The 21,722-nt window shown below is 66.1% G+C and carries 21 protein-coding genes; 15 read left to right on the forward strand and 6 right to left on the reverse strand.

Going from position 1 to position 21,722, the window contains the following annotated elements:
- The first annotated feature begins 7 nt into the window (after positions 1 to 7).
- The 6 genes from ACAX61_RS13395 (at position 8) to ACAX61_RS13420 (ending at position 5,623) form a co-directional block, all read left to right on the forward strand.
- The gene (locus tag ACAX61_RS13395; RefSeq protein ID WP_370715335.1) at positions 8 to 1,135 is read left to right on the forward strand and encodes a flagellar basal body P-ring protein FlgI; all 1,128 of its coding nucleotides are present in this window, start codon (positions 8 to 10) and stop codon (positions 1,133 to 1,135) included.
- Positions 1,132 to 1,440 (forward strand): rod-binding protein, encoded by a 309-nt coding sequence (locus ACAX61_RS13400; RefSeq protein WP_370715336.1) that lies wholly within the window; start codon positions 1,132 to 1,134, stop codon positions 1,438 to 1,440. The genes ACAX61_RS13395 and ACAX61_RS13400 overlap by 4 nt, the downstream gene beginning before the upstream one ends.
- Positions 1,437 to 2,762 (forward strand): flagellar hook-associated protein FlgK, encoded by a 1,326-nt coding sequence (gene flgK, locus ACAX61_RS13405; protein ID WP_370715337.1) that lies wholly within the window; start codon positions 1,437 to 1,439, stop codon positions 2,760 to 2,762. The genes ACAX61_RS13400 and flgK overlap by 4 nt, the downstream gene beginning before the upstream one ends.
- 5 nt (positions 2,763 to 2,767) lie before the next feature.
- Positions 2,768 to 3,637, forward strand: a complete 870-nt coding sequence (locus ACAX61_RS13410) for a flagellin N-terminal helical domain-containing protein (RefSeq protein WP_370715338.1) — start codon at positions 2,768 to 2,770, stop codon at positions 3,635 to 3,637.
- A 114-nt stretch (positions 3,638 to 3,751) separates the two neighbouring features.
- Positions 3,752 to 4,615 carry a flagellar motor stator protein MotA gene (motA, locus tag ACAX61_RS13415; protein WP_370715339.1) on the forward strand — a complete coding sequence of 288 codons (864 nt, stop codon included), beginning with the start codon at positions 3,752 to 3,754 and terminating at the stop codon, positions 4,613 to 4,615.
- Positions 4,616 to 4,618: 3 nt separating this feature from the next.
- Positions 4,619 to 5,623 carry a flagellar motor protein MotB gene (locus tag ACAX61_RS13420; protein WP_370715340.1) on the forward strand — a complete coding sequence of 335 codons (1,005 nt, stop codon included), beginning with the start codon at positions 4,619 to 4,621 and terminating at the stop codon, positions 5,621 to 5,623.
- Here ACAX61_RS13420 and ACAX61_RS13425 read toward each other — a convergent pair.
- Together ACAX61_RS13425 and ACAX61_RS13430 are read right to left on the reverse strand one after the other, a co-directional pair.
- The gene (locus ACAX61_RS13425; protein ID WP_370715341.1) at positions 5,560 to 8,268 is read right to left on the reverse strand and encodes a TonB-dependent receptor; all 2,709 of its coding nucleotides are present in this window, start codon (positions 8,266 to 8,268) and stop codon (positions 5,560 to 5,562) included. The genes ACAX61_RS13420 and ACAX61_RS13425 overlap by 64 nt on opposite strands.
- A 73-nt stretch (positions 8,269 to 8,341) precedes the next feature.
- The gene (locus tag ACAX61_RS13430) at positions 8,342 to 8,905 is read right to left on the reverse strand and encodes a helix-turn-helix domain-containing protein (protein WP_370715342.1); all 564 of its coding nucleotides are present in this window, start codon (positions 8,903 to 8,905) and stop codon (positions 8,342 to 8,344) included.
- Positions 8,906 to 9,003: 98 nt separating this feature from the next.
- On the opposite strand from ACAX61_RS13430, the gene ACAX61_RS13435 reads away from it, so the two are divergent.
- Positions 9,004 to 9,474 carry a DUF6456 domain-containing protein gene (locus ACAX61_RS13435; RefSeq protein ID WP_370715343.1) on the forward strand — a complete coding sequence of 157 codons (471 nt, stop codon included), beginning with the start codon at positions 9,004 to 9,006 and terminating at the stop codon, positions 9,472 to 9,474.
- On the opposite strand, the gene ACAX61_RS13440 is transcribed toward ACAX61_RS13435, so the two are convergent.
- Positions 9,459 to 11,861 carry a DUF2339 domain-containing protein gene (locus tag ACAX61_RS13440; protein ID WP_370715344.1) on the reverse strand — a complete coding sequence of 801 codons (2,403 nt, stop codon included), beginning with the start codon at positions 11,859 to 11,861 and terminating at the stop codon, positions 9,459 to 9,461. The two genes, ACAX61_RS13435 and ACAX61_RS13440, sit on opposite strands and share 16 nt — an antisense overlap.
- Positions 11,862 to 11,960: 99 nt before the next feature.
- Here ACAX61_RS13440 and dapF point away from each other — a divergent pair, with 99 nt between their 5' ends.
- The 3 genes from dapF to ACAX61_RS13455 are packed head-to-tail and all read left to right on the forward strand — an operon-like array spanning position 11,961 to position 14,735.
- Positions 11,961 to 12,905 (forward strand): diaminopimelate epimerase, encoded by a 945-nt coding sequence (dapF, locus tag ACAX61_RS13445; protein WP_370715345.1) that lies wholly within the window; start codon positions 11,961 to 11,963, stop codon positions 12,903 to 12,905.
- A 40-nt stretch (positions 12,906 to 12,945) separates the two neighbouring features.
- Positions 12,946 to 13,836, forward strand: coding sequence for an MASE1 domain-containing protein (locus ACAX61_RS13450; RefSeq protein ID WP_370715346.1), 891 nt, complete (start codon positions 12,946 to 12,948; stop codon positions 13,834 to 13,836).
- Entirely contained in the window at positions 13,833 to 14,735 is a 903-nt protein-coding gene (locus ACAX61_RS13455; RefSeq protein ID WP_370715347.1) for a GGDEF domain-containing protein, read from the forward strand. The genes ACAX61_RS13450 and ACAX61_RS13455 overlap by 4 nt, the downstream gene beginning before the upstream one ends.
- Positions 14,736 to 14,746: 11 nt before the next feature.
- Here the strand turns inward: ACAX61_RS13455 and ACAX61_RS13460 are convergent, their stop codons facing one another.
- Positions 14,747 to 15,043: a hypothetical protein gene (locus ACAX61_RS13460; protein WP_370715348.1), complete on the reverse strand. Its 297-nt coding sequence runs from the start codon at positions 15,041 to 15,043 to the stop codon at positions 14,747 to 14,749.
- A 77-nt stretch (positions 15,044 to 15,120) separates the two neighbouring features.
- Complete coding sequence (gene panC, locus ACAX61_RS13465) at positions 15,121 to 15,969, reverse strand: pantoate--beta-alanine ligase (protein WP_370715349.1); 849 nt, start codon at positions 15,967 to 15,969, stop codon at positions 15,121 to 15,123.
- Between the two features lie 82 nt (positions 15,970 to 16,051).
- On the opposite strand from panC, the gene ACAX61_RS13470 reads away from it, so the two are divergent.
- From ACAX61_RS13470 to ACAX61_RS13490, 5 genes are all read left to right on the forward strand, one after another.
- Positions 16,052 to 16,852, forward strand: coding sequence for a division plane positioning ATPase MipZ (locus tag ACAX61_RS13470; RefSeq protein ID WP_370715350.1), 801 nt, complete (start codon positions 16,052 to 16,054; stop codon positions 16,850 to 16,852).
- On the forward strand, positions 16,852 to 17,118 hold the full coding sequence (locus tag ACAX61_RS13475; protein WP_370715351.1) for a J domain-containing protein: 267 nt from the start codon (positions 16,852 to 16,854) through the stop codon (positions 17,116 to 17,118). Before ACAX61_RS13470 ends, ACAX61_RS13475 begins: the two co-directional genes overlap by 1 nt.
- 76 nt (positions 17,119 to 17,194) lie before the next feature.
- Positions 17,195 to 18,577, forward strand: coding sequence for a phosphoglucomutase/phosphomannomutase PgmG (gene pgmG / locus ACAX61_RS13480; RefSeq protein ID WP_370715352.1), 1,383 nt, complete (start codon positions 17,195 to 17,197; stop codon positions 18,575 to 18,577).
- Between the two features lie 49 nt (positions 18,578 to 18,626).
- Complete coding sequence (locus ACAX61_RS13485) at positions 18,627 to 19,391, forward strand: exonuclease domain-containing protein (protein WP_370715353.1); 765 nt, start codon at positions 18,627 to 18,629, stop codon at positions 19,389 to 19,391.
- 63 nt (positions 19,392 to 19,454) lie between these two features.
- Positions 19,455 to 20,399: a hypothetical protein gene (locus ACAX61_RS13490; protein ID WP_370715354.1), complete on the forward strand. Its 945-nt coding sequence runs from the start codon at positions 19,455 to 19,457 to the stop codon at positions 20,397 to 20,399.
- 1,146 nt (positions 20,400 to 21,545) lie between these two features.
- Here ACAX61_RS13490 and ACAX61_RS13495 read toward each other — a convergent pair.
- Positions 21,546 to 21,719: a hypothetical protein gene (locus ACAX61_RS13495; protein WP_370715355.1), complete on the reverse strand. Its 174-nt coding sequence runs from the start codon at positions 21,717 to 21,719 to the stop codon at positions 21,546 to 21,548.
- Positions 21,720 to 21,722: the final 3 nt, after the last annotated feature.

Genomic DNA, 21,722 nt, shown 5'->3' on the forward strand with positions numbered 1-21,722 from the left:
TGCACGCATGTTCCGTCGCCTTTTCTCCAAACGCCCGGTGCCTGTCTGGACGCTGATCGCGCTGGCGCTGCTTTCGGTGTCGATCGCGCCGGCCCATGCCCAGCGGATCAAGGATCTGGGCGGTTTTCAGGGCATCCGGGCCAACCAGCTGACGGGTTACGGCATCGTCGTGGGCCTGCCGGGGACGGGTGACGACAATCTGGAATATACCGTTCAGTCGATGAAGGGCGTGACCGCGCGCTTCGGCTTTCAGCTGCCGCCGGGCATCAACCCGGCGCTGAAAAACGCGGCGGTGGTCATGGTCACGGCCGAACTGCCCGCCTTTGCCAAGCCGGGTCAGCGGATCGACATCACCGTCGCGTCGATGGGCAAGGCAAAGTCGCTGCGCGGCGGCGCGCTGATCCTGACGCCGCTGCTGGGTGCCGATGGCCAGATCTATGCGATGGCGCAGGGCAATCTGGCGGTCAGCGGCCTGGGTGCAGAGGGCGCCGACGGGTCAAAGATCGTCGTCAACATTCCTTCGTCGGGCCGCATTCCCGATGGCGCCACGGTCGAGCGCGCGGTCGACACCGGGTTTGATTCCAGTCCGTTCCTGACCTTCAATCTGGCGCGCGCAGACTTCACCACGGCACAGCGGGTCGCGGCGGCGATCAATGGCCGCTTCGGCATGATGGCCGCCCGCGCGGTCGATGCGGTGTCGGTCAGCGTCGCCGCGCCACCGGGCGCCGACGTTCGCACCGCGATGATGAGCCAGATCGAGAACCTGACCGTCGACGCCGCCGAAGCGGCTGCGCGGGTGATCGTCAATGCCCGCACCGGCACCGTCGTCATCAATTCCGCCGTCCGCGTCAGTCCGGCGGCGGTAACACACGGTAAACTCACTGTGCGTATTGATGAGTCGCAACAGGTGGTTCAGCCCGCGCCGTTCAGCCAGGGTCAGACCGCGGTTGAGCAGCGCAGCAATGTCGGCGTGGAGGAAGAAGTGAAGCCCATGTTCCTCATCGACCCCGGCCCCAAGCTGGCCGACGTGGTCAAGGCGGTGAACGCCATCGGCGCTTCCCCGGCCGATCTGGTCGCCATATTGGAGGCGCTGAAGGAAGCGGGCGCCCTCAAGGCGGAGCTGGTCGTGTTGTGACGACGCTGCCCAACCTGCCAGCCGTCAACCAGCCGACCGTGTCGATGGACACGGGCCGGCTGGCAACGCGTGAGAATCTGGAAGCCGCCGGGCAAAAGTTCGAGGCGATCTTTACCGGCATGATGCTGTCGTCGATGCGCAAGGCGAAGCTGGGCGACGGCCTGTTCGAATCGAATGCGCTGAACCAGTTCCGCGACATGCAGGACCAGCAACTGGCCCAGTCGATGGCGGTCCACGCACCGATCGGCATCGGCAAGGCGATGATCGAATTCCTGGCCAAATCGGCGGAGGATACGGTCAAATGAGCGATCTGCTCGGCATCGGGGCCAGCGGTGTGCGTGCCTATCAGGGGGCGCTTGCCACCACGTCGGACAATATCGCCAATGCCGGAACCCCCGGCTATGTCCGCCGCACGCCGGTGCTGCGCGAAATCGCCGCCGTCACGCCCAATGGCGCGTTGACGCCCGCCGGGGTCACGCTGGGTCTGGTCGACCGCGCGGCCGATGCCTTTCGCTCGAACGCGGTCCGTACCAGCGGCAGCGACCTTGCCCGCAGCGAGACGGGCATGGTCTGGCTCGACCGGATCGAACAGGTGCTGGGCAACAGCGCACTGGATGATCGGCTGGCGACATTCTTCAACGCTGCACAGGGCGTTGCCGCCGATCCGGGTGCCAGCGCACCGCGTGCGGTGATGCTGGAACATGCCGACGCGCTCGCCACCGCGTTTCGAGCGACGGGGGCGTCGCTGGATCAGGCGACGGCCGATGTCGAGGCGCAGGCCCGCAGTGCGGCCAGCGACCTGTCCGGGGCGGCGCAGGCGTTGGCCAAGGTGAACAGTGCCATCGGCCGCTCGGGCGGCGCACCGTCGCCGTCGCTGCTGGATGAGCGCGACCGGTTGCTCGAATCGATGTCGGCGCTGGTCGATGTGTCGGTCAGCTTCGATTCGGCGGGGCGCGCCACGGTAAAGGCGGGCGCCGCCGGTGGCCCGGTGATGGTGTCGGGCGATCAGGCAGCCAGCATCGGCGTGTCTCGCAACGGCCAGGGTGCGCTCCAATTCCATCTGGTGATGAATGGCGAGGCGGCGGTTATCCCGGCTCAGGGTGGCGCGATGGCGGGTGCGATCGACGGGGCGCAGCGCATCGCCGACGCCAAGGGCGCGCTGGATCAACTGGCGGTCGACTTTGTCGACGCCGTGAATGCCGTGCAGGCCGGCGGTGAGGATCTGTCGGGCAATCCCGGCGCGCCGATGTTCGCCGGCGTCGATGCGGCCAGCATGACGCTGGCGCTGACCAGCGGCGCGGGCATTGCTGCCGCGACGCCGGGATCGGGGCCGAAGGGCAATGGCAACATGGGTATGCTGGCCGCGATCCGTACCAGCGGCGATTTCGAGACGCGGCTGACCACGCTTCAGTCCGTGAACGGCGCGGCCATCGCCGCGCGCCAGACGGTGATCGGCGCACAGACCGCCATCCATGACGGCAATATGGCTGCCCGCGATTCGGTCAGCGGGGTCAATCTGGACGAGGAAGCGGTGAACCTGCTTCGCTTCCAACAGGCATATCAGGCGTCGGCCCGCGTCATTCAGGTCGCGCGTGAGACGCTCGATTCCATCTTCCAGATCCGGTGAGCCCCATGAACCGTATCGCGACCAGCCAGTATTTTTCGCGCAGCCTGACCCAGATGTCGGGCCTGAATGTCGCGGCGGACAAGCTCCAGACCCAGATCGCAACCGGCAAGAAGCTGACTGCCGCGTCGCAGGACGCCGCCGCCTGGACGCAGTTGGCGACGATGAAGCGCGACACCGCCGATCACGCCGCCGCCAAGGGCAATATCGAACTGGCGTCGGGCATTCTGGCACAGGCCGATTCCACGCTGGAAAACATCACCCAGCAGCTGCAGCGTGCGCAGGAACTGGCAATGACCGTCGGTAGCGGCACGATCGGCGCGACGGAGCGCAACATCGTCGCCGACCAGCTCGACATAATCAAAAATGACATCCTCGCGCTGGCGAATCAGAAGGATGTGCGCGGCGTGCCGATGTTCGGCGGTGGCGCAGACGCGGCGTTCGCGGTCGGAGCCGACGGTGCCATCACCTATGTCGGCGGGACGGCGCCGGGCACGATCCCGGTTGCCGACGGTGCCGATGTTCAGGTGACCGAGGACGGATCGCAGCTGGCGCAGATGTTCACCGCGCTTGAGGCGCTGGCGCTGGGCATCCGCAATGGCGACGATCTTGGCACCATCAGCGCCGACCTTGGTCTCGCAACCGATAATGTGTCGGCGGCTCGCGCCAGCGTCGGCGCGCGCGGCATGCGGCTGGACATGGAGATGGAGCGGCTGGACGAAGTGGCGATCGGGCGCGAGGAAGCGCGCGGCGCCATCGAACAGACCGATGTCACCGCCGCCATTACCGAATTGCAGAAGACCCTGACGATCCTGTCGGCCACCCAGGCCAGCTTCACCAAATTGTCCGGCCTGAGCCTGTTCGACCAGCTGCGATGACGGCGATTCGCCGCGCAGCGGTCGGTAACCATTTCTCGACTCTTCTGCGTCAAAAGGGGGGGCAAGGGGCAGGCGTCGTCGCCTTTGCCGCAGGGACCCGGGGGCAAGCGTAAGATGTTTCCTGCAATTGGCTTTGTCGTGCTGATCGTCATGGTGTTTGGCGGCTTCGCCATCACCGGTGGCGCGCTCGGCCCGGTCATGCACGCGCTTCCGCACGAAATGCTGATCATCGGCGGCGCGGCGCTAGGCGCGCTGATCATCGGCAATTCGGGCCGCGAGCTGAAGGCGATCGGCGGCGGCGTGATGAAGGTCATCAAGGGGCCGAAATACAAGAAACAGGATTATCTGGACGTCATCTTCCTGGCGTCGAAACTGATGAAGATGCTGCGCGTCGAAGGGCCGATCGCGCTGGAGCCGCATGTGGAGGATCCGAAATCCTCCCCCATCTTTTCCGAATACCCCCGCATTCTGGCCGACAGCGCGTTGACCGGCCTGATTGCCGACACGCTGCGGCTGGTGGTGGTGTCATCGGGCACGCTGGATGTGCACGCGGTCGAGGAAGTGATGGATAACGCCATCAAAACCCATCATCACGAGGAACAGGGGCCGCAGACGACGCTGCAGGGCCTGGCCGATGCGCTGCCGGCGCTAGGCATCGTCGCCGCCGTGCTGGGCGTGGTCAAGACGATGGGATCGATCGACAAGCCGCCGTCGATCCTGGGCGGGATGATCGGTTCGGCACTGGTGGGCACGTTTCTGGGCGTGCTGCTCGCCTATGGCATTGTCGGTCCGCTGGCCACGCGGTTGCAGCAGGTGATCGACGCCGATGCGGCAATCTATCACACGGTGAAGCAGATCATCATCGCGTCGCTCCATGGCCATCCGCAGCCGCTGGTCATCGAAGCGGCGCGGTCGGGCATTGCCCACCACAACCAGCCCGGTTTTGCCGAGGTGTTCGACGGCTTGCGGGGGCGTTAAGCCGTGGCACAGCAGCCCCGCGCGCCCCATGGCAACAACCAGCCGCCCAAGGTCATCGTCAAGAAGGTCTATATCGAGGGGCATGGTGGCCATCACGGCGGTGCGTGGAAGGTCGCCTATGCCGATTTCGTGACCGCGATGATGGCGTTTTTCCTGCTGATGTGGCTGCTGGGTGCCACCAGTGAGCAGCAGCGAAAGGCACTGGCCGATTATTTCGCGCCCACGCTGGTCCAGTTGAAGCAGAAGTCGGCAGGCTCGTTCGGACCGTTCGGCGGCGCGTCGCTGACCGATGTCGATAATTACCCCAACCGCGCGGGTCAGACCGGCACGCGCGAGATGACCGTGCCCAGCGGCGCCACCGGGGGCAAGAAAGTGGGCAGCGGGGAAAAGGGGTCGCTGAAGAATCCCGATGCGCTAACCAAGCAGGACCGACAGAATTTCTCCCGCCTGCGAGCCCAGCTTGAGGCGTCGATGAAGCGCGATGCAAAGATGGCAAAACTGGCGCGTCACGTGAAGTTCGTGCCGACGATCGACGGGATGCGAATCGATCTGGTCGACGATGCCAATTATTCGATGTTCGACCTTGGCACGACAGCGCTGGTGCCAGAGGCGGACAAGCTGATCGGGATGATCGCCGAAAGCATTCAGGGCACCGAGAACTCGATCATGATCCGTGGCCACACCGATTCGCTTGGCTATGGCAATCCGCTTCAGATGAACAACTGGATGCTGTCGAGCGGCCGCGCGGAAGCAACCCGGCGGCGGCTGGCACGCGGCGGCGTCGCGGAGGCGAGGTTCGAGCGGATCGAGGGCGTGGCCGATCGTCAGCCGATGATCGCGGAAGCGCCCGGCGACCCGCGCAACCGCCGCGTGGCGATCACCTTGCTGTATCGGCAGGCTGCCTTTGGCGAATCCGAAAGCGAGGGTCGCCGTGGCGGCGGGCGTCAGAACAGCTTGCGGAACTCCAGCCTGACCGAACGGCCCACCGGGTCGAGCAAGAACGGCTGAAGCCCCAGCGGCGTCACACCCGTGCCGTCGGTCACGGTGATCCGCTGATCCAGCAAATTGTCCAGTCGCAACGAAACCCGTGCGCCGCGCAGCCATGGCTGATCGCGCACCAGCGAGGGTATCTGGCCCAGATTGGCAAAGGCGCGCAGGTTGATCGTCGTCAGGCTGCCGAAGCGTAATTGTTCGGCGGGCGTGGCGCCGGTGACGCGGGTCGGTGCCTGCCAGTCGGCATTCATGCGGATGCCCAGCCCATCCTTGGTAAAGCCGCTGCGAAGCTGAAGCTCATGCCGGGGTTGTCCGCCGCGATTGCCGGTGGCCGAACCGCCCAGCAGGTCCAGTTCAGGCAGGCCGTCGCGGATCAGGATCGTCTCCTTCAGGCGCACGGTATGGAACAGCGCGAACTGGACGCGCCCGCCGCCCGCGCCGCCGCCAAAGCGTCCACCGCCCCCGCCGCCACGCGGTCCGCCCCCGGCGCCGCCACGCGGACGTCCGGCGCCCGCGCCGCGTGGCGGACGGCCAAATGCCTCCCGCAGCACAGCGCGCGGGTCCTCACCCGCTTCGCGCGCGGCCTGAACGCGGCGCTGCAACGTGCCCATGACCGGCAGCGACAGGTTGAAGCCCCAGCGGAACTGGCGGCGCTCGCTCTGCGCGAAGTTGACGGGCCGGGTGTCGATCTGGACCAGCCGCCCCGATGCATCGCGCACGAACCGGTCGGGAAAGGCCGACTGAATCTCTGCCGTCGCGGCGGGAAAGCCTGAAATCAGGCCGTCGATACGGCTGTCGGTGTAATCGGCGCGCAGGTTCAGGTCGACCGAATCGAGCGGTCGTAAATTGGCCCCGATCTTCAGCACGCGGCGGCTGTCGGCGGACAGGCCGGGGTTGCCGCCCTCAACCGATGTCACATCCACCGTCTCACCACGCACATAATCGAACACGCGGACATTGGGTGTGGTCAGCACCGGATTGCCGATCTGTTGTGGCGACGGCGCGCCCTCTTCATGCGTGACCGACGTGATCAGGCGAAGCTGGCGGATCGGCGACCAGTTCGCACCATAGCCATAGGTAGTCAGCGTGCCGAAATCCGACAGCTCGTTCACCTCCGCATTGGCGTTGATTGTCAGGTCGCCGATCGCGTCCAGCACCGCAAGGCGGCGGCTGGCGATGGGCACGTCCAGATTGACCTGACCATTGACGCGGCGCCGGGTGATATCGGTCGCGGTGATCAGGCCCGACCGGTTCGAGCGGCTGTCGAGATCCTGGCTCCCCAACCCGACCCGGCCCGTCACCCCGACATCGCCGGCGGGCAGCTTTAACACATTGCCGTTCGCAACTGCTTCCAGCTGTCCCACATTGCTGACCGATCGCGCGGTATCGGGTGCGGCCAGCGCGAGCCCAGACAGCGAGGCAAAGGGATTGACCGAACCGGCGGCCACGCCCGCGCTGTAATCGCCCAGCGACAGGCGGCGTTCGGTATCGGTGTCGGTGGTCGCATATTCGTAATTGCCGGTCAGCGTCCAACGCCAGTCGCCCTTTTCGCCATTGGCGCTGAACCCGCCGGTGACGCTGCGTGAGCGTGTCTCGCGGGTCAGGGCGCCCAGCGCGTCGGCATAGCGCAGCACGCGCACATCATTGGCGAAGGGGGAAAAGGGGCTGTTGGCGGGCAGTGTCACGTCGATACTGGGCAACCCGACCAATGCCTGCGTGTCGTTCAGCTCAAAACCGAGATTAGCGGTCGCAGCGACATCGCCGAAAATGGTACGCGACAAGACGGCATTGCCCTCTGCTCCGAAACTGCGTGGCCGCAGCGTGCGATAACGGCCAAGGTCGGTGGTGCCGGCCTGGTTGGCACCGCTGGCGAAATCGGCCAGCGTGGGCGCGGTGCCGGGCACCGGGGCGACGATGGTGACTTGCCCCGCCAGTGCCGACAGGGCGGGGTCAATCTCTCCCGCGCCGTCGACCGCCACGACATTTCCCGCCAGGTCATAGGGCAGGCCCGACGGATTGGGCAGCAGGTCGCGCTCCGCCTCGCTCAGCGCGCTTTCCGCCGATACTTCAAGGTCGATGTTCAGGCGGCCGGCGCGATTGATGCTCAGATAATTGACATCGAGCTCGCCATTGGCGCTGCCGCCGCCGGTCGGGCCGCCGCCCTCCACTTCGGTCGTGATGGCGCGGAAACGGCGGCGCAGGACGATGTTCACGACGCGCTGATTGGCGGGATAGCCATATTTCAGCGCGACTTCCTCCGGCAGGATTTCGACGCGGGAAATCGCTTCGGTCGGCACGTCGCGGATTTCGCGCAGACTGGAAATACGGCGCCCCTCCAGCAGGACGACAGGCTGTTCGTCGCCGCGCCCGCGCCCGCTGCCCGTCTGGGGCGCGAGTTCGGTCAGCAATTCGGCAATGGTACTGACGCCGAACGCGCGCACATCGGCGGGGCTGAGCGTCTGTTCGGGCGGCACGTCGCCGGTGACCGATCCGCGCGGCCGCTGTCCGGTAACGACGATCTCGTCCGCATCGCCATCGTCCAGCGTTGCCTCCACCTCATCGGCGGCGGTGTCGGCCAGATCGGGGTCGACCGCCTGTTCCTGTGCCATGACGGGCAGCGGGGCGACGATGCAGGCGAGGAGGGGGAGACTGATACGCATGGGGTCCTTCCGCGACGGGAAACCAGGGCCTAACGCCCGGCTGTCGCAGAAGTTTGTCAGCCGGTACGATGATTTACAGAACGCGGACCAGCCGGATGGCGAGCGCCAGCCAGGGCGGGTCGGCAATCACCTGCTGCCGTGCGCCGCTGCCCGGCGGGAGGAGGTGGAGGCGGCCACCCTCACGATCGATCAATCGGCCGAAGGCAAATCGCCCGGCGGGGCGCGGCACCAGCACGTCGCGGTTGAGCGCGCGCCCGAACGCGTCGGGGGCCAGCCGCTCGCACCATAATTCGTCGCCGGCGCGGTAATCGCCCACGCCCCCGGTCACGCGAACCGCGATCAGACCGGGCTGCAGCGCGGGCGGCACGATATGTTCGGGCCGCTGCGGCGCCCATGCACCTTCGCGGTCGACCAGCGCCGCGACCGGCAGGTCGGGGCGTTCGGGCAGGCGAACCAGATCGGCGGCCTCCACCTCCAGCGCGCGGGCGATGCGGTTGAGCCATGCGACCGAAACGGTACGCGTGCCCGTCTCAAGCCGGCCGATGGTCTGCGCGGTGGTCGGCGGATCGCAACGCCGTGCCACATCGTCCAATGTCAATCCGCGCGCGCGGCGCACTTCGCGAATGGCGGTAATCATCGCTCGACCCCCGATCCTTGAACCAATGCGGTTACACCCTGTCCTACAAACCAGCCTTCATGGCAAGCGGTCCGCCGGATTCTGATTGGGAGCATGACATGCGCGAACTGGTGGAGCGGGGGCTTGAGGACGGGCGGGTGACCAGCGGCCCGCCCCGGCGCGGGCGACGGGCAGTGACGGTCAACCTGGCCGAATCGCCACTTGGCTGGCTGGCGGCGCGCGGGCTGGTCAGCGCGCGGCAGGTAGAGGCGGGCGAGCGGCTGCGCGCCGATTACGAACGCGCGCAATTGTCGCCATCGGTGACGATGCGATGGGACAGCAGACCGCGCGGTCGCCATGCACGGGCCGAGGCGTTGGACCCGACCATGGCGCAACTGGCCGCCAAGCAGCGTTTCGATGCCGCCATTGTGGCGGTGGGTCCGGGCCTGTCCGACATATTGTGGCGCGTGGTGTGCGCGGGGGAGGGGGTGCCCGTGGCCGAACGCGCGCTTGGCTGGCCCGCACGGGCGGGGCGGCTGGTGCTGGGCATCGCGCTCGACCGGCTGGCCGGACATTACGGGCTGCCCTGACCCCCTGCCGGTTCGCGCTTGAGAAAGCGGGTATAGGCCCAACTGATCGCGATCAGCGTGACGCCGATGCCAAGGAAGGACACGACGCGCAGCAATCCCTCCAGCGCCACGTCGATGGTGAATACCTTCAGCGCGACCAGCATCGCCAGCCCCAGCCCGGCGAAGCGCAGGTCGCGCGCGTCGCCCACCAGCCCGCGCCACAGCCAACCCAACGCCAGCAGCAGCATGACCGCCGAATAGCCCCAATTCTCGCCCGTCCCGACCGGCCCGGTCAGGATTGTGCCATGCGCCGCCTGTCGCACCACCGCCAGCGCCGCGACCAGCATCAGCGCCAGCGCGGGAAGCCGCAGTCGCTTGGCCGGCCAGCGCCAGCAGATCAGCGCCGCCAATGCTGGCAACAGGACAGCCGTGTTCAGGACCGGCAGCGGTCCGACCGATTGCGGGGCAAAGACCGGTGACAGCAGGAACAGGTCGAACCACATGATGCGCGCCAGCCCGGCGACGGCCAGCACCAGCGCGGCGCGCGGCGCCCGGTTCGCGAGCGCCCATGCGGCGGCGAGCGCGACCAGCGTGATGATCGCGCGTTCGATAAAGCCCCATGCCGCAAACCCGGCGGCATCGGCGATCGCCAGCGGCTGCTTGAGCAGGGCATAGGCGCTGCTCACGCTCAACAGTCCCACGACGATAGAGGCAGGACGCGTCAGGCGCCCGAAGCCGCGCTCGCCCCTGAGCGGCCATAGCCCCGCCAGCGCCAGCGGCAGCAGCAGTCGCAGCACGTCGGCAACCGGCGGTACCTGCCGATAGGCCAGTTCCTCACCCGGCAGGGCGATGGCCAGCGTCTCGATCAAATCACCCAGCGGCCGGTACGCCGCAACCAGTCCGACCGCCAGCGGTAGGGCGGCAGCGGTGGCCAGCGGCGTGCTGTCGCTGCGTCGCGCCGCCTCGGCCATGGCGAGCGTGGCGAGCGCCAGAGCGACGCCGACCGCGCCGTCTCCCGCCAGCGCGATGATCGCCAGCACCCCGGCAGCGGCGGCAGCCAGTGCCCCGCCCACCAGACCGGGGTCGCGGCCCTCGCCCGGCGCGCGGTGCCGCCAAGCCAGCCACAGGCCCGCGCCGGCGACCGCCAGTGCCACGATGGCCCATAGCGGTCGCGGCAGCAGTTGCGGCGTGCCGAGTTGCAGCACGGCCAGCGGCCCCGCCAGCCCGGTGGCCGCCAGCACTGCCCAGTTCCTCGCTTCCCGCGACCGGGCAAGCCCCGCGCCGCCGAACAGGACCGTTACGATCAGGCCCGCCACGCCCGTCATGGCCGCGACCGGCGCCATCATCAGCAGCACAAGGATCAGCAGCGCTGCGATCAGCGGGGCGGGTACAAGCCGCTCCTCGCGCCATGCCAGCACGACCGCAGCGGCAGCCAGGGTCAGGTAAAAGGCCCAGGCCAGCGGTGAAAAGTCGAGGATCGGCGCAAGCGCGAACAACTGCGCCAGTCCCAACGCCATCGGCGCGATGCGAAGGTGCAGCGACCGCGCGCCGCTGGCGGGCAGGGCGAAGGTGGCGGCAAGCGCCAGCGCGACGACGAACGCGCCGATCACCGGCCGTTCCCCGCCGTCCAACGCCAGCGTCAGAAAGCCCGTCCAGCCAAATCCGGCGGCGGCGCTGGTCGCCGCCAGCCAGCTCCAGCCGCGCCGTACCGCCAGCGCGAACAGCGCGCCCAACAACAGCGCCAGATAGATGATCAGCGGCGCCACGCCCGCGGCGTCATAACCCGCCACCAGCGGCGCCAGGAAACCGCCCGTCAGCGCCATGATCGCCGTCGGCGGCCCGTGTCGCATCGCCAGCGCCAGGCCCGCGCCGGTAATCGCCAGCAACAGGATGAAGGCGCCCAGCGGCGCGATCAGGTGATACAGGGCGGCGGCCAGATACAGCGTGCCATAGGCGCTGGCCACGCCCGCGCCGGCCAGCACCTGCCCGATCCGCACATCGTCTCGCGTGGCGGGCAGGCGGCGCGCCAACTCGCTGCCCGCCGCCAGCACCACGGCCAGCAGCGCGGCCAGCGCGATGCGCACGCCCGGCCCGAACCAGCCGCTGTCGATCGCGGCGCGCACTAGGAAAAAGCCTGCCAGCACCAATGCGATGCCGCCAATCCAGATCGGCAGTCGCCCGCCGATCAGGCTTTCCAGATCGAGCCGGGGGCGGGCGGGACGGCTGAGTGCGGCGGGAAAAGCGGGCGGGCGGCGGCGCACGATCGGCGGATCGGCGACGCGCATGGGCGGCGGCGCCTCTGCGCGGTCCAGCGTCTCCAGCCGTCGCTCGACACGGGCCAGTCGCCGGCGCGTGTCGATCAGCAGCGCCGCCAGCACGGTCAGCAGGATGAGCAGAAATCCGTTCAACGCCTACTCCCCGCCTGCCGCCGATGGCATAGCGCCGCTATCGTTCCCCGCGCAAATCATGGACTGGCGCGGGCGACCGGGCGGGCTTAAGTCGCGGCCATGCGCTTCGAATTCATCAAATGCCATGGCTCCGGCAATGATTTTCCGCTGATCGACGCCCGCGGGCTGACGCTGCCCGACGCCCAATGGGCCGCCATTGCCCGCGCGCTTGCCGATCGGGCGGGGCCAGTGGGCGGTGACGGGCTGCTGCTGCTGGTCGACGGGCGGGATGAGGCGCCGTTCGGGCAGCGGATGTTCAATCCCGACGGCAGCGAGGCGGAGACGTGCCTGAACGGCCTGCGTTGCGTCGCGCGCGCAGGGTTCGATGCCACCGGGCTGGACGCGGCGCTGGTCGGCCTGCCCAAAAGCGATGCCTGGGCCGCACGTGTGGCCGACCTGGCGCCCGGCGTTGCGACCATCGCGACCCGCGTCACTTCCGTTTCTGCCAATGCGCGCGATGTCGGGCTGACCGTGGGGGATCGCTTTGTCGATGCGCCAATCCCCGGCCTGCCCAGCGAACGGCGCTTCACTGCGCTGACGATGCCCAATCCACACCTGATCGCATTTGTCGACGTGGTGGACGAGGCCGAGCTGGTGGCGCTGGGCGACTGGTGCGAAAGCGCGCCGCCGCTGATCCCCGGTCGCGCCAATGTCAGCTTCGTCGCGATGGTCGACGATGGCTCGCTGTTCGTGCGGACCTATGAACGCGGGGTTGGCCTGACCGACAGTTGCGGCAGCGCCATGGCCGCGTCGGTCCATGCCGCCGCGCTGACCGGGCGAATCGGCTGGGATGTCGAGGTGGTGATCCGCAACCGTGGTGGTTTGGTCCGTGGGCGTACCAAGGTAGATCCAAGTGTCGAAATCGCCGGTAACGCCACGTTCGAATATCGCGCCGCAGTCGATTTCGCGCCGGATACGGGCCAATTGGGTGCCGTCACCCTGATTGAGGACCGGGCAGTGGAACGCGATGCCTGGCGGTCGCTGCTGACGGCCAGCCGCAACTGATCGGCAAGGTCCGTTAATCTTCACGCGCTAGACTTCGGGCATGGCGCGCCCTGTTGCTTCGGCCCCCGTATCGATCGCGTTTCTCGCTATAGTTGGACTGGCTTATGCCGGCGCCATTGCTGCGTCGTTGATGACGCGTTTCGACGGCGGGCTGGCGTCGATGTGGCTGGCCAACGGCGTTCTCGCGGCCGTGCTGGCCAAGCGGAGCATGCGGCAATGGCCGGTCATCGCATTGGTGGCGTTGCCGATCAGCGCCGTTCTGACGGTTCTTTTCGGACTGGGCCCGCTCGCCGCATTGCCGCTCGCGCTGGCGAATTTTGGAGAATCGATGATATTGTCGGCGGTGCTGCGCCGCTGGGCCCCGGTTCACGGCGGCGCCCTTCGCAGCATCGGACAGGTCGCGGCGCTGATCGGCGGCGGCCTGCTTGCCGCAACGCTGTCCGCCCCGATGGCAGCATGGGTGGCGTCGACGCTTTCGCGCGGCGATTTCGCGGTGCACTGGTTAAACTGGACCACAGGCCATGTGCTCGGCACGATTGCGGTCACGCCGATCGTGTTGATGCTGGTGAGCGGAGATCTGGATGAATGGTGGCACAACTCCACGCGCGGGGAGCGGATGGAGTGCGCCTTTCACGCGGCGCTTGTCGCGGCGGTCGCCCTGGCGACCTTTTCCCAGACGGTAATGCCCACGACGTTCATGCCGATCCTGCCGGTGACGCTGGCAACCTTTCGGCTTGGACGCGTGGGCGCGGCGGTCGGAATGCTGATCCTGGCAACGATTGCCATCTCCTTTTCGATGCGGGGCATGGGGCCGGTCGCGTTGATGCCGCCCGATCCGGTGGCGCGCATGCATATGGTCCAATTCTATCTGGCGATCGTGGCGCTGACCGTCCTGCCTGCGCCGATCTGCGTCGGCGCGAAGATGTGGTGAAACGTCTGGCTGCCAGCGAGGCACGGTACCGGCTGGTCACCGAAAATGCGTCGGACGTGGTGCTGACACTCGACGACGAGGGTGCAATCCGCTTTGTCTCTCCCTCGATCGAGGCGCTTGGTCATTACCGTGTGGCCGCGCTGATCGGGACCAAGGCAAGCGCGCTTATCGCGCCGGAGCACAGGCAGATGGCCATGCGCGCCTACAAGGAAGCATTGCGCGCGCCCGGCATTACGCAAATCGTAGAGGTGCGGCCCGATCCGGAAAGCGGCCCCACGGCGAAATGGATCGAAATGCGAGTGCGCGCCATCGACAGCGACGGGCGTTCCGGATCAATCGAGTTGGTCTGCGCCATTCGCGACATAACCGCTCGCAAGGCTGCGGAAGCCGAACTGACACGCGCCGCGCGGACCGATCCGCTGACCGGGCTGGCCAACCGGCGTTTGTTTGGCGACGCATTTGAACGGCTGTTCGGTCAGGCGTCGGACGATGAACAGCAATGTGGCTGTATCGCCATTCTCGACATCGACCATTTCAAACAGGTCAATGACGTGTTCGGCCATGATGCGGGCGACCGCGTCCTCGAACGCTTTGCCGCGGTCGCGGTTGACAATGCCCGTCCGCAGGATCTGGTCGCACGCCTTGGCGGAGAGGAATTCGGTCTGATTTTCCCCTGCGCCGACACGCATGAGGCGCGAGCAATCTGCGAACGGCTTAGGCGCGATTTTGCCGCGATGCCGACCATCGCCGATGACGGCCGCGTCGTTTGGGCAACGGTCAGCGTGGGTGTGGCCCGGATTGTCCGCGCCGCCGATCGGGGGCAGGCGATGCGCGACGCCGATGCCGCGCTCTATGCCGCAAAGCACGGCGGGCGTGACCGTGTGGTGCTTGCCGGTTGAACCGCGACGGGTCAGTGCGCGCGCGGCTGACCCGATTGGATCCAGGCACGGGCGGCGCGTTGCGCGGCGGCAATTTCACTGGCGCTCATGTCACCCGCAATTTCGGCACGGCATGCCTGGGCCGCGACGCTGCCCGACATGGCGGCGAGGTTGAACCACTTGTGCGCCTCGATCAGGTTGATCGCCGCCCCCTGCGCGCCGCTGGCATAAACCATGCCCAGATCGTAGAGCGCGTCGGCGTCGCCGCGCGCGGCATCGCGCATCCGGTTTTCGATCAGAAAATGCGCGTTTTTCAGGCTGCTGCCCATGTCACTGTCACCCTTTTCACCCCCGTTCTGGGGTGGCCTCAGGATGGCGGCGGGCGCTCAACAAGTGGTTAATGGGGTTAACCGTGTTTCAACGGGATTGCGATGTTGTCGATCAGGCGCGTGGCGCCAATTCGCGCGGCGGCCAGCAGGCGGCGGGGACGGTCTTCGCCCGGTGCATCTGTCAGGGTTTCAGCATCGACCAACGCGACATAATCGACGGCGAAACCGGCGGCGGTCAGCGCTTCGCGTGCCAGCGCGACCGCCGTTGTCGCGTCGTCGCCACGCTCGATCGCACGCGCCGCGACACCCAGCGCGCGGGGCAGCGCGACAGCCGCGGCGCGTTCGTCGGGCGCCAGATAGATGTTGCGTGATGACAGGGCCAGGCCGTCATCCTCCCGCTGCGTCGGCACGCCGATCACATCCAGCCCCATGTCGAGATCGGCCACCATGCGCCGGATCACCGCCAGCTGCTGGAAATCCTTTTCTCCGAACAGGGCGACATCGGGGCGGACCTGATTGAACAGCTTGGTCACCACGGTCGCCACACCGTCGAAATGGCCGGGCCGCGCGGCGCCGTCCAATCCGTCGCTGACGCCGGTGACCGACACCTTGCTGGCAAAGCCCGCCGGATACATCACCTCGACCGGTGGCAACCACAACAGGTCGACGCCCGCATCGGCCAGCATCCGCGCATCGGCCTGTTCTCGGCGGGGATAGCGGTCCAGATCTTCGCCCGCGCCGAATTGCATCGGGTTGACGAAGATCGATACCGCGACTCGTGCGGCATGGCGGCGTGCTTCGGCGACCAGCGCCATGTGGCCGGCATGGAGCGCGCCCATGGTCGGCACCAAAGCCACGCGCTCACCCGCGGCTTTCCACGAATCGACGGCGCGTCTGAGGGTCGCCTTGTCACGGATGGTTTGCACGGCTGCCCCCTTGCGATAATGACTCTTGGGCGGCGCGTTCTATGGGGGAGCGGGCGGTCGATCAACAAGGGAAGTTCGCATCTTGACCAGCCAAGCCGACGGGCTGCACGTCATTGTCTTTGCGAATGAAAAGGGCGGCACGGGCAAGTCGACCACCGCCGTCCATGTCGCGATCGCGCTTGCGGCCAAGGGGGCGCGGGTGGCGGCGCTGGATCTGGACCACCGACAGCGCACGCTGGGCCGGTATCTGGACAATCGCGCCGTGACGATGAAGCGTATGGGCCGCCCCCTGCCGATGCCGCGCCACGCGACGCATGACGGTGAAAGCCATGACCGGTTTTTCGACCTGTTGGGCGAACTGGGCACCGGCGCCGATTTTCTCGTCATCGATACGCCGGGTCGCGACGATCCCTTTGCGCGACTGGCGGTGACCAATGCCGACACGCTGGTCACGCCGATGAACGACAGTTTCGTCGATTTCGACCTGATCGGACAGGTCGATCCCGACGATTTCAAGGTGACCCGTCCCAGCTTCTATTCCGAGCTGATCTGGGAATCGCGCAAGACGCGCGCCCGCGCCGACGGTTCGACCATCGACTGGGTCGTGCTGCGCAACCGGCTTCAGCATATCGAGGCGCGCAACATGCGCCGCGTGTCGGAGGCGATCCAGCAACTGTCGCGGCGCGTCGGGTTCCGTGTGATTTCGGGCCTGTCCGAACGCGTCATCTATCGCGAGATGTTCCCGCAGGGGCTGACGATGCTCGACTCGCGGGAGTTCGGGGAAATGGGGCTCAGCCATGTCGCCGCGCGGCAGGAATTGCGAGAGATGATGACCGGACTGGCGCTGCCCGAAACCCCGCTTGCCGCGCCGCTGGTCGCGTGATGGGAAAGCTGATCTTTGCCGTCCTGCTGATGGCGGCGGTGTGGTGGTTCCTGAAGAGCGCCCGCCGCCCGCGCATCACCCTGTCCGAGGCGGAGGCGCGCGACGTGCTGGGGCTGGGCGCGGGGGCCGATGCCGATGCGATCCGCGCGGCGCACCGGCGGCTGGTCAGCGCGGTCCATCCCGACAAGGGCGGATCGGCGGACCTGACGCGCCGCATCAACGCCGCGCGCGACGTGCTGCTGCGCCGGGCCGGTCGCTCCGGCTGACGGGCGGCGGCGCGATTGCAACTTTCATTGTCCGGGCGAATTGATCCCCACTGACCAGAACCACCAGGGGGGACACATGACGCATCGTTTCGACCCAACGTCGCTGCGCGAATATGACATTCGTGGAATCGTTGGAAAGACGCTGAGCGCCGCCGATGCGGAGGCGATCGGCCGCGGTTTCGCCACGCGCGTTCGTCGCGCGGGCGGCACGCGGGTCGCGGTCGGCCGCGATGGCCGCGTCAGCTCGATCGAGATGGAGACGGCGCTGGTGCGCGGCCTGACGGCGGCGGGCGTGGACGTCGTTCGCATCGGCCTGGGCCCCACGCCGATGCTCTATTACGCAGAAGCGACGTTAGAGGTTGATGGCGGCATCCAGATAACCGGCAGCCACAATCCCGCCGACTATAACGGCTTCAAGATGGTGCTTCAGCACAAGCCATTTTTCGGTGACGACATTCAGGACCTCGGCCACCTGGCCGAAGCGGGTGACTGGGAAACGGGTGAGGGCACCGTCAGCGACGTCGATATCCTCGACAATTATGTCGGCCGGCTGCTGGCGGGTTATTCGGGCGGCACCTATCGCATCGGATGGGACGCGGGGAACGGCGCCGCCGGCCCGGTCGTCGAGAAGCTGATCAAGCTGCTGCCGGGTGAGCATCATACGCTCTACACCGATGTGGACGGCAATTTTCCCAACCATCATCCCGATCCGACCGAGGAAAAGAACCTTGCCGATCTGAAGCGGCTGGTCGCGGAAAAGCAGCTCGATTTCGGACTGGCATTCGACGGCGATGGCGACCGGATCGGCGCGATCGACGGGCAGGGCCGCGTGATCTGGGGCGATCAGCTTTTGTCCATTCTGGCCGAACCTGTGCTGCGCGTGTCGCCGGGCGCGACGATCATCGCCGATGTGAAGGCCAGTCAGGCGCTGTACGACCGAATCGCCGCACTCGGCGGCAAGCCACTGATGTGGAAGACCGGCCACAGCCTGATCAAAACGAAGATGAAGGAAACCGACGCGCCGCTGGCGGGCGAAATGTCGGGGCATATCTTTTTCGCGCAGGACTATTACGGTTTCGACGACGCGCTGTATGCCGCCGTCCGGCTGATCAGTTCGGCCCATCTGACCGGCAAGTCGATGACCCAATTGCGAAGCGAGATGCCCGCAATGGTCAACACGCCGGAAATGCGGTTTCAGGTCGATGAATCACGCAAATTCGCGGTGATCGACGAAGTGCTGGCGCGCCTTCGCGAAGAAGGGGCAGAGGTCAACGACACCGATGGCGCTCGCGTCAACACGCCCGACGGCTGGTGGTTGCTGCGCGCGTCGAATACGCAGGACGTGCTGGTCGCCCGCGCCGAGGCACGCGATCAGGCCGGGCTGGAGCGGCTGCTGGCCATGATCGACGCGCAGCTGGCCGCCAGCGGGCTGGAACGCGGACCGCAAGCCGGACACTGAGCGACAGGCAAGGCTCGCAATCGGGGGGAAACATCGCCACATTGGCGGCATGTATCCCCCCAAACAGCCGAACCTGATCCGCGTCATCGATCTTGAAACCACTGGCAGCGCGCCCCCCGCGCATGCCGTGCTTGAGATTGGCTGGCAGGACGTTGCGCTGGGAAAGGACGGCCGCTGGGAACTATATGGCGAGGGTGGCGCGCGCTTCGTCAATCCCGGCCGCCCGATCCCGCCCATCACACAGGCGATCCATCATATCCTGGAAGAGGATGTGGCCGACGCGCCGTGGTTTCACGATATCGCGCGGCCCATATTGGACCCGTGGCCGCGCCGCATCGCGCTGGCCGCGCACCGTGCCAGTTTCGAGCAGCAATTCTGCACGCCTGCGCTGACGCACGGCGCCGACTGGATTTGCACCTGGAAATGCGCGCTGCGGCTGTGGCCCGATTCGCCCAGCTTTTCCAATCAGGTGCTGCGTTACTGGCGCAAGCCTGAGGGGCTGGACCACCAGCGCGGCCTGCCCGTGCATCGCGCCTTTCCCGACGCCTATGTCACCGCCCACCATCTGCGCGACATGCTGAACGAAGCCAGTGTGGAGCAGTTGGTCGAATGGTCTTCGCAGCCGGGTTTGCTGCCGCGCGTCCGCTATGGTCCCGACCGGGGCAAGGAATGGCGGGAGATCGACAATGAATCGCTCGCCAAGTTCCTGACCGACCGGGACGAGGATGTACGCTTCACCGCCGAAACCGAACTGGCGCGACGGCGCGTGGGCGGCGCGATCGGGCGCGATGTGGCGGACTGGCTGTTGCTGTGACGTGCTTGCGGTGTGCTGCCCCGATGCTACACCGTAACCAATGAAACCTTGAGGATGCTCCCCTTGATGCAGAAGACCTTTGCCGCCGGTCTGGCGGTTGCGCTGATGGCCGGGACCGCGCTGGCGCAGACGACGCCCGATTTCTCGCCCGATCGGGTAAAGGCGGATGTGACCTGGCTGGCTGAAGATGCGCGGCAGGGGCGCGACGCGGGCACGCCGGGTTATGACGCGGCAGCGAAATATGTCGCGGATCGCTTCACCGCGCTTGGCCTGACGCCCGCCAATGGCGGTGACTGGTATCAGCAGGTCCCCTTTGTCGAGGTATCCGCCGACAAATCGGCCACGCGCGCGCTGACGATCGGCGGCAAGCCATTTGCCCATGGTGGCGACGTCATGGCCAATATGTACGGCACCGGCGCACAGTCGCTGGAAACCGATCTGGTGTTCGTCGGTCGCGGCGTTGTAGACGAAGCGCGCGGCATCGACGATTACAAGGGGCTGGACGTCAAGGGAAAGACCGTCGTCCTCTTCTATGGCGTGCCAAAGGGCATTCCCAGCGACGTCGCCGCCACGATCAACAACCGCAAGCAGAAGATCGCCGAGGAACATGGCGCGGTCGGCGTCGTCACGCTGCTCGACACCGCGATGGCCAAGCAGTTTCCGTGGGACGTCATAAAGGAACAGGGTGACGAACCGTATATGAGCTGGGCGACCGAAAGCGGCATGCCCTATCGCAACGCGCCGGGCATCAAGGCGTCGGGGCTGGCGCGCGGTCCGGCGGCACAGGCGCTGTTCGCGGGCGCGCCGCAGGATTACAAGGCGGTGCTGGCGGCCGTCGACAAGGGCGGTTCGATCAGCGGCTTTGCCCTGAAGCCACGCATCGGTTTTGCCGCAACCTCGAACGCTCGGCGCTTCGACAGCCCCAATGTGGTCGGCATGATCCCCGGCAGCGATCCGGCGCTGAAGGGCGAGGCGGTGCTGCTGATGGCGCATCATCCTACAGAATGAATATAACTAATTGCAATAATTAAATATTTTCGGCGACGGCGAGGTCGCTGGGGGCTGTAGTGAGGGGCGCTTCTCGAGCGGAGCAGCCTCTTTTCACGCCAAACTTGATACATTGTCAGGTAATCACGAGCATCAACGATACTCCCCTTGGATCCCAGCGGCAACACGCGTGCCTTAGTGGGAAGCACGGTGCAAATTCTTTCTCGCCCAAAGCGGGGCCATGCCAACACCCGCCCGGAACGGACCATAGCGCAACTAAGGTCTCCGATATGCGGGGCTGACGCCATGCAGGTGTTCTGCTGCACTTCGCTGATCCATCCGAACTTATTGGAGACTCGGCCTCCGTGCGATAGCATGTCTGGTCTCGGATGTGTCTCTCGGACCGCCCAGAAACAGGACGAGCTGGTCCCTGGCGTCATCCCCACCAGCAGGCGGGCATGGATGGTTCGGTTTGCAGCTTTCATCCATCTCGCGAGCAGCTATTCCTGCACGACGGATTCGGAGCCCTTCTGCGCACCAAATCGGTCCGTCACCATCCCATACTTGCGTCGGTGTGCATCTGAATGTTGTTCCTGCAGCAAATGATTGGAGCGAAGATGAACGAAAGCATCATCGTCCGTTCCTAGCGAGCACTCGGCTATGGAGCAATTTTTGAAGGCTTAATCGTCGGTAACCCGACCTCTGCCGACGACCTTGGAAGACCGACAGGCAACCATGTTTTGCCGATCCCAGGCATCCAATTCTTCGACAGGATATAAGACTGCCTTGCCAACTTTGATGTAGGCTGGCCCAATTCGCATGGCTCGCCAATTGTCCAACGTGCCGACCGTGACAGCGCCTCGATAGCGTTCAACGACCTCCTCGGCGGTCAGGTACCTATTATCGGCCATGATGCGGCATCTTGATTTACCTATCTGCATGATATCGAGAGGGATTCGAACGCTTTGAATCCAGGGCATCGAATCAGTGCGCTGCTCTTCTGAATTCGTTTGTCGTACGATGGTCTGCCGTGCTTAGCCCTGCAATGGGGAAGGTACTGAAGTGCCGAAGCGGTCTACAACTGCTCGAAGGTGCTCAGATTAGACCTTTTGGGGCGTCGCGAGCACATTTGTCGGTAAAGCTATGACAGGGCTGGGGAGCCCCGTTCTAGTGTAATGTGACCGACCAGCCGCATGCGGCGCTCGCATAGGTCCCCAATTGCAGGCAGAGGATAAGGCTGAGCCAGCCTGGCTGCGCTTCTTCGATCAGATGTGCGAACTGTTTGAATTCGGTGAAATGCCCGATGGCTCTGATGAACAGGCCGACAAGCAGAATCCCCATTAG

The organism is Sphingomonas sp. IW22, from assembly GCF_041321155.1.
Taxonomy (GTDB): Bacteria; Pseudomonadota; Alphaproteobacteria; order Sphingomonadales; family Sphingomonadaceae; genus Sphingomonas.